This window comes from Phenylobacterium sp. (assembly GCF_036723115.1).
Lineage (GTDB): Bacteria > Pseudomonadota > Alphaproteobacteria > Caulobacterales > Caulobacteraceae > Phenylobacterium.
Window position 1 is genome coordinate 1 of sequence record NZ_DAIMHV010000142.1, and the last position, 6,772, is coordinate 6,772.

At 72.0% G+C, this 6,772-nt stretch carries 5 protein-coding genes; 2 read left to right on the forward strand and 3 right to left on the reverse strand.

Translation table 11 applies throughout. The annotated features are described in order from the left end of the window. Both V7D28_RS12645 and V7D28_RS12650 read left to right on the forward strand, forming a co-directional pair. Positions 1-936, forward strand: a 936-nt coding sequence (locus V7D28_RS12645; RefSeq protein ID WP_333587739.1) for a phosphate acyltransferase, incomplete at its 5' end; no start/stop codon positions are given. Between the two features lie 89 nt (positions 937-1,025). Continuing rightward, positions 1,026-2,351 (forward strand): Hsp70 family protein, encoded by a 1,326-nt coding sequence (locus V7D28_RS12650; RefSeq protein ID WP_333587740.1) that lies wholly within the window; start codon positions 1,026-1,028, stop codon positions 2,349-2,351. A 15-nt stretch (positions 2,352-2,366) separates the two neighbouring features. Here the strand turns inward: V7D28_RS12650 and V7D28_RS12655 are convergent, their stop codons facing one another. The 3 genes from V7D28_RS12655 to V7D28_RS12665 form a co-directional block, all read right to left on the reverse strand. Then, positions 2,367-3,953, reverse strand: coding sequence for an alkaline phosphatase D family protein (locus V7D28_RS12655; RefSeq protein WP_333587741.1), 1,587 nt, complete (start codon positions 3,951-3,953; stop codon positions 2,367-2,369). 70 nt (positions 3,954-4,023) lie between these two features. Next, positions 4,024-5,262: a flavin monoamine oxidase family protein gene (locus V7D28_RS12660; protein WP_333587742.1), complete on the reverse strand. Its 1,239-nt coding sequence runs from the start codon at positions 5,260-5,262 to the stop codon at positions 4,024-4,026. A gap of 54 nt (positions 5,263-5,316) precedes the next feature. After that, the coding region (locus V7D28_RS12665; RefSeq protein ID WP_333587743.1) for a M16 family metallopeptidase at positions 5,317-6,772 on the reverse strand (1,456 nt) is incomplete at its 5' end.

A 6,772-nucleotide genomic window follows, 5' to 3' on the forward strand; every position in this document is an offset into this window, starting at 1 on the left:
TTCGCCGAGGGCGAGGAGCCCAGCGTGATCCGCGCGGCCTACGCCTTCCAGACCGCAGGCCTGGGCGAGGCCATACTGGTGGGCCGCGACGAACTGGTGGCGCAGAACATGCGCTCGGTGGGCCTGAACCCCGAGGATGCGGCGCTGAAGGTGGTCAACGCCCGGACCTCCGACCACAATCCGGAATTCGCCGAGTATCTGTACAAGCGCCTGCAGCGTCAGGGCTATCTGATGCGTGACGTGCAGCGGCTGGTGAACCAGGACCGCAACTCCTTCGCCGCCTGCATGGTGGCCCTGGGCCATGCCGACGGCATGGTCACCGGGGTGACCCGCTCCTATGATCAGGCGCTGGACGAGGTGCTGCGGGTGATCGATCCGGCGCCGGCCGGCCGGGTCATGGGCATGTCGGTCCTGCTGGGCAAGGGCCACACCCTGTTCATCGCCGACAGCAATGTCACCGAAATGCCCGAGGCCGAGGACCTGGTGGACATCGCCCTGGAGGCGGCTCGGGCGGTGAAGGCCCTGGGCTACACCCCGCGGGTGGCCTTCATGTCCTATTCCACCTTCGGCAATCCCATGGGCGACCGCTCCGAAAAGGTGCGTGAGGCCGTGGCCATGCTCGACGAGATGGAGCTGGACTTCGAGTATGAGGGCGAAATGCCCCCCTCCCTGGCGCTGGAGCCGGAGCGGCGGGGCAACTTCCCCTTCATGCGCCTGACCGGCCCGGCCAACATCCTGATCATGCCGGCCATCCACTCGGCCTATATCTCGACCCAGCTGGTCCAGGCCTTTGGCGGCGCCACCTTGGTGGGCCCCATCCTGCTTGGCCTCGAAAAGCCCGTGCAGATCGCCCCGCTCTCCTCCTCGGTCAGCCGCATCCTGCAACTGGCCACCCTGGCCGCCTACGACCTCAGCCCGGCCGCGGTCGAAGCCTGATGGTCCTGGTCCGCCTCCAGACCGCTTAAGGGATCGCGCGCCTTCGGGGCGGCGGGCGATCCTTCGTCCCCGCCCTGGAGGAAGCGCCCATGACGCCTGTCATCAGCTCAGACACCGCCCTGACCCTGGGGGTGGATTTCGGCACCACCAATACGGTGATCGCCCTGGCCGCCCCCGGCCAGGCGGCCGATCTGGTGCGGTTTTCCGCGCCCTTGGGCGAGACCTTCGCCTTCCGCTCGGCCCTGTCCTTCCACGCCCCGCCCGACCAGCCGGCCGAGCGAACGGTGGAGGCCGGCCCCTGGGCCATCGAGGCCTATGCCGAAGACCCGCTGGAAACCCGCTTCATCCAGTCGTTCAAGAGCTTCGCGGCCTCGGCCAACTTCACCGAGACGCAGATTCTGGGCCGCCGCTACGGCTTCGAAGACCTGCTGGCGGCCTTCCTGTTCAAGCTGCGCGAGCATGGAGGCGAGGCCCTGGCCGACCTGCCTCGGCGCGCGGTGGTGGGCCGGCCGGTGACCTTCGCCGGCGCCGCCCCGGACGAGGCCCTGGCGCTGGCCCGCTATGAGACCGCCTTCGCCCGGCTGGGGTTTTCCGAGATCCTCTATGTCTATGAGCCGGTGGGCGCGGCCTTCTTCTTCGCCCGCCAGCTGACGCAGGACGCCACCGTGCTGGTGGGGGACTTCGGGGGCGGCACCAGCGACTTCTCCATCATCCGCTTCACCCGAAAGGACGGCGCCTTCCGCGCCCAGCCCCTGGGCCGGGCCGGCGTGGGGGTGGCGGGCGACGCCTTCGACTACCGGATCATCGACCATCTGGTCTCGCCCGCCCTGGGGAAGGGCTCGTCCTACCGCACCTTCGGCAAGACCCTGCCGATCCCCAACCGCTACTATTCGGCCTTCGCCCGCTGGGATCAGCTGGCCCTGCTGCGGGCCTCCCGCGACATGCGCGACATCCGCAAGCTCGCCCGCGAGGCGGTGGAGCCGGAGAAGATCGCCCGCCTGATCGAGGTGCTGGACGACAATCACGGCTACCGTCTCTATCGCGCCGTCTCGACCCTGAAAGAGACCCTGTCGGCGCAGGAAGAGGCCACCTTCACCTTCGAGGCCGGCGACATCGCCCTTTCGGCGCCGGTCTCCCGCGGGGCGTTCGAAGCCTGGATCGCGCCAGAGCTTGTGCAGATCGAGGCCGCCGTGGATCGCGCCCTGGACGAGGCCGAGCTTTCTCCGGATCAGATCGACCGGGTCTTCCTCACCGGCGGCTCGTCCCTGGTGCCGGCGGTGCGGGCCATCTTCGCCCGCCGCTTCGCGCCCGAACGGATCGAGACCGGCAGCGAGCTGGAATCCATCGCCTCGGGCCTGGCCCTCATGGGCCACGAGCCCGACCTCGCCCACTGGGGGCGCCGGGCCGGCGCCTAGACGGCGGCCCGGGCTCTAAGCGTTGGTCAGCCGGGTCTCGCCGGCCGGCACGGCCAGGGTGGCCCGGGTGCTGACCACGCCGCCGGGGCTGCTCACCTTGTCCAGCACGCGGAAGGCGGTCTGGAAGCGCTCGGCGGTGACGTCGCACAGCAGGTAGCCGCGCTGGGAATTGTTGAACTTCAGCGTCGGATTGGCCGACTGCACCTGGGCCATGCGCGGGGACTGGTCGGTCCCGTCGCCGCCGGAGGTGATGGAGGTGGCGACGAATTCCGTGGCGATGGCGCGGCCCTCGGGATTGCGCCCGTCCAGGTGCAGCTCGCCGGCATAGTTCTGGTGCTCGTCCCCGGTCAGCACCACGGGATTGGCCACCTGACGATCGCGGATGTGGCGCAGCAGGCGCGCGCGCGGCGCACGATAGCCGCCCCAGCTGTCGGGATTGGCCATGTAGGCCGGCCCCGGATCGCGGTCCAGGTCCATCATCATCACCTGCTGGGCCAGCACGTTCCAGCGGGCCTGGGAGCTCGCCAGGCTGTCGAAGACGAACCGCTCCTGGGCGGCGCCCAGCACCTCGGCCTCAGCCCGGTCCAGTTCGTTGCAGACCCCCCAGCGCTCGCCGCAGGGCTGGTCGCTGCGATACTGACGGGTGTCCAGCAGGTTCAGCCGCATCAGCCGGCCATAGTCGGCCCGGCGATAGAGGCGCATGGAAGGGCCAGAGGGAAAGGCCTGCCGGCGCAGGGGCATGTGTTCGTAATAGGCCTGCATGGCCGATTGCTGGCGCAGGCGGAACAGGGCCGGGTCGGTCCCGTCCTGGTCGATGTCGCTCACCCAGTTGTTGTCGATCTCGTGGTCGTCCCAGGTGACGAACCAGGCGGCCGCGGCATGGCTGGCCTGCAGGTCGGCGTCCATCTTGTACTGGGCGTAGCGGCGCCGGTAGTCGTCCAGGCTGTAGATTTCCTGGCCCAGATGCTGGCGCAGATTGGCCTGGGGGCCGGCGGCGCTGTTCCAAACCCGGGCGCTGCGGCCTTCATAGATGTAGTCGCCGTAGCAGAAGACGAAGTCGAGCTCGTCCTCCTCGGCCAGGCGGCGGTGGGCGGTGTAGTGGCCCTGCTCATAGTGCTGGCAGCCCACCACGCCGAAGCGCACCCGCTCCACGGCGGCCCCGGCCAGGGGCGCGGTGCGGGCCCGGCCCGAAAGGCTGCGCTCGGCGCCGGCGGTGAAGCGGTAGTGATAGGTGCGGGCCGGCGCGAGGCCGGCCACCTCCACATGGACCGCATGGGCCAGCTCCGGCCGGGCGACGGCCTCGCCCTTGGCGGCGATGCGGCTGAAGGCCTCGTCCTCGGCCACCTCCCAGCTGACCGGCACGGGCCGGGCGGGCATGCCGTGGCCCGGCGCCAGCGGATCGGGCGCCAGGCGGGTCCAGATGACGAAGCCGTCCGGCGCCGGGTCGCCCGCGGCCACCCCCAGCTGGAACGGATAGTCGGCGAAGACCGGCTGGGCCAGGGCCTGGCGCGGGTCCAGGGCCGGGACGAGCAGGGCGCCCAGGCCCGCGGCCATCATGCGCCGGCGCGACAGGGCCAGCGCCCGGCCGATGGGATCGTTCATGCGCGCCTCCTGAACCTTGAAGACCCGTCTAGCTTTCGACCATGACGGCTTGATTGCAACCGGGCGGTCTTCAGCGCCGCTCCAGGGCCGCCAGGGCCTCATTGGCGGCCCGCAGGCCGCTTTCCCAGGCCCCATGGGCGGTGGAGAAGGCGGTGGCGGAGGTGGCCTCCCCGGCGAAGAACAGCCGCCCGTCCACCGAGGCCGCCAGTTCCTGGCGCGCGGCCGCACAGCCGGGCAGGGCGTGGGAATAGGCGCCCAGCACATAGGGGTCGTCCCCCCAGCGGGTCTCGGCCACCAGACGCAGCCGCCCGCCGGCCTTGGCCCCGAAGGCCCGGGCCAGTTCCTCCTGGGCGAACGCCGCGGCCGCGCCGGGACCCTCGGCCTCCAGGGCCCGGGCGTGGTCGCCGCCGAAAAAGGCCTCGATCACCGGCCGGCCCAGGGGGCGCAGATAGTAGCTGCCCGTCTCGGCCCGATCGACGGCGCCGCGCAGATGGTGCTCCCGGGGGAAGTCGGCCGGGGCGGTGGGGCTCAGGAAGACCTTGTTGGCCAGGCCCAGGGGCACGCCCTGGGCGGCGTCGGTCTTGGCCGGCAGGGGCGGGTCGAAGCGGATGGCCTCCCGGGCCATGAGCGCCGAGGAGACGGTGGTGATCACCGCCCGGGCGGTGATCCTGCCGCGGGCGGTCTCCAGCCGGATTTCCGGGCCGGAATGGTCCACCGACAGGACCGCGCAATGGGGAACCACCAGGGACCGGTCGGCCAGGGCGCAGATCGCCGCTCCATAGCCCTCCGGCGCGCGCCAGTTCACCCCGGTGTCGATGAAGGCGCCATAGTCCTGGACGGAGATCTGCGACAGCGGCGCGCCATTGTAATAGGCGCTGAAGGCCTCGAGCAGGGGCAGCCAGCGGGGCTGACGGGGGAGGTGGGCCGAGGCCCGGTCCTCCCGGCCGGTCTTGGCGGCCTCGGCCAGGCGGGCCTCGAACGCGTTCAGCGCCTGTTGAAAGGCGCGCGCCTCGTCGGGGGAAAGGCTGAGATCGGCCTCAGGCCGCCCCCAGGCCGGCGGCGTGCGGTCGAGCGGAATGTCCTCCCGCTCGAAGAGGGCGGTGAGCGGATTGCGGTCGGCGCTGTGGATCCAGCCGCAGCCCAGGTCGATGGGCAGGTCCGGCCGTGCGGCCAGGGTATAGGCCCGCCCGCCGATGCGGCCCTGGCCCTCCAGGACCACCACCGACAGGCGCGAGCGCGACAGGCGCGCAGCCGCGGCCAGGCCGGCGGCGCCTGCGCCGATCACCACCACGTCGAACCGGTCCTGCATAGGACCCAATAGGCCGCCGCCGCGGCCAAGTTCAACCCCCGGAGCGCCTGAGCCTTACTGGGGGTTGAGGCCCAGGCCCGGTGCGTCCAGGTCAAGCTCGCCCGCCGGGATGATCCGCAGGGCGGGCTCGCGGGCGGCGAGTTCGTCGCCGAACAGGGCCACGTCGCCGGCGATGATCACCGAGGCCCCCTCCGGCGCCAGGACGGCGCGGGCGAAGCGGCGCACCGCCTCGGCGTCCACCGCCTCGACCTTGTCCGTATAGACGCCGATCTCCGTCAGCGGGACGTCCTGCAGGGCGAGCTCGCCCAGCAGGCCGCCCAGGCCGCCGGCCGTGCCCAGGGTGCGGCCGAAGCTGCCGATCAGCACCGACTTGCGGGCCTTCAGCTCGTCCTGCGCCACCGGGGCCTCGCCCAGGCGGCGCATCTCCGCGGCGATCAGGTCCAGGACCTCGGGCGCGGACTCGTTCTTGGTCTGGGCCTGGGCCTGGAAGGCGCCGGTGGTGCGCCGGGCCGAGAGCGCCGAACTCGCCCCATAGGACAGGCCGCGCTTGATGCGGATCTCCTGGTTCAGGCGGGAGGAATAGCCCACCCCCAGGACGGCGTTGGCCACCAGGGCCGGGTAATAGGCCTCGTCCTTGCGAGGAAGGGCCGGCCGCGCCAGGCGCACGGCCGCCTGGCCGACGCCGGGCAGGTCGATGGCCACCACCTGGCGCGGCGCCTGCGGGGTCACCGGCGGCTGGACGGGGGCGGGCCCGGCCGGATTGACCCAGTCGCCGAAGGCGGCCTTCGCCAAGGCGAAGCCGGCCTGGGGCGTCACATCGCCGGTGAGCACCAGTATGGCGTTGTCGGGCCGGTAATGGGCGGCGTGCAGCTGGGCCAGACGCTCGGGGGTCAGGCGGGGCAGGGAGGCCGGCGTGCCGTCGGCCACCTGGCCGAAGGGGGTGCCGGCGAACACCACCGGGCCTGCGGCCATGGCCGCCACCTGGCCGGGGCTCTGCAGGGCCACCGACAGGCCGTCCAGGGCCTGGGCGCGCTGGCGCTCCAGCTCCTCGGCCGCGAAGGTCGGCCGGCGGACCACGTCGGCCATGATCTCCAGGGCCTGAGCGATCTTGTCCGACAGCGCCGTGAGGCTGACGGACGAGGATTCCAGCCCCGCCCCGGACGACAGGGTGGCGCCCAGGGATTCCACCGCCTGGGCGATCTGCGGGGCGGTGCGCTCGCCGGCGCCCTCCGTCAGCATGCCCGCGGTCATGGACATGGCCCCGGCCTCCCCTTGCGGATCGGCCCAGGCGCCGGCGCGCACAATGAGGGTGGCCGAGATCAGGGGCAGGTCGCTGGAGCGGGCCACCACCACGCGAAGGCCGTTGGAGAGCGTGGTCTCGGCGGGCGTCGGCAGGGTGGGGCTCACCGGCTCGCCCGGGGGCGGCGGGGCCTGGCGTTCGTCCTCCGGCGCCAGGGCGATCACCTCGCCGTCGAAGGCGACGCTGGCGGCCACGGGGGCGGGTTCGGGC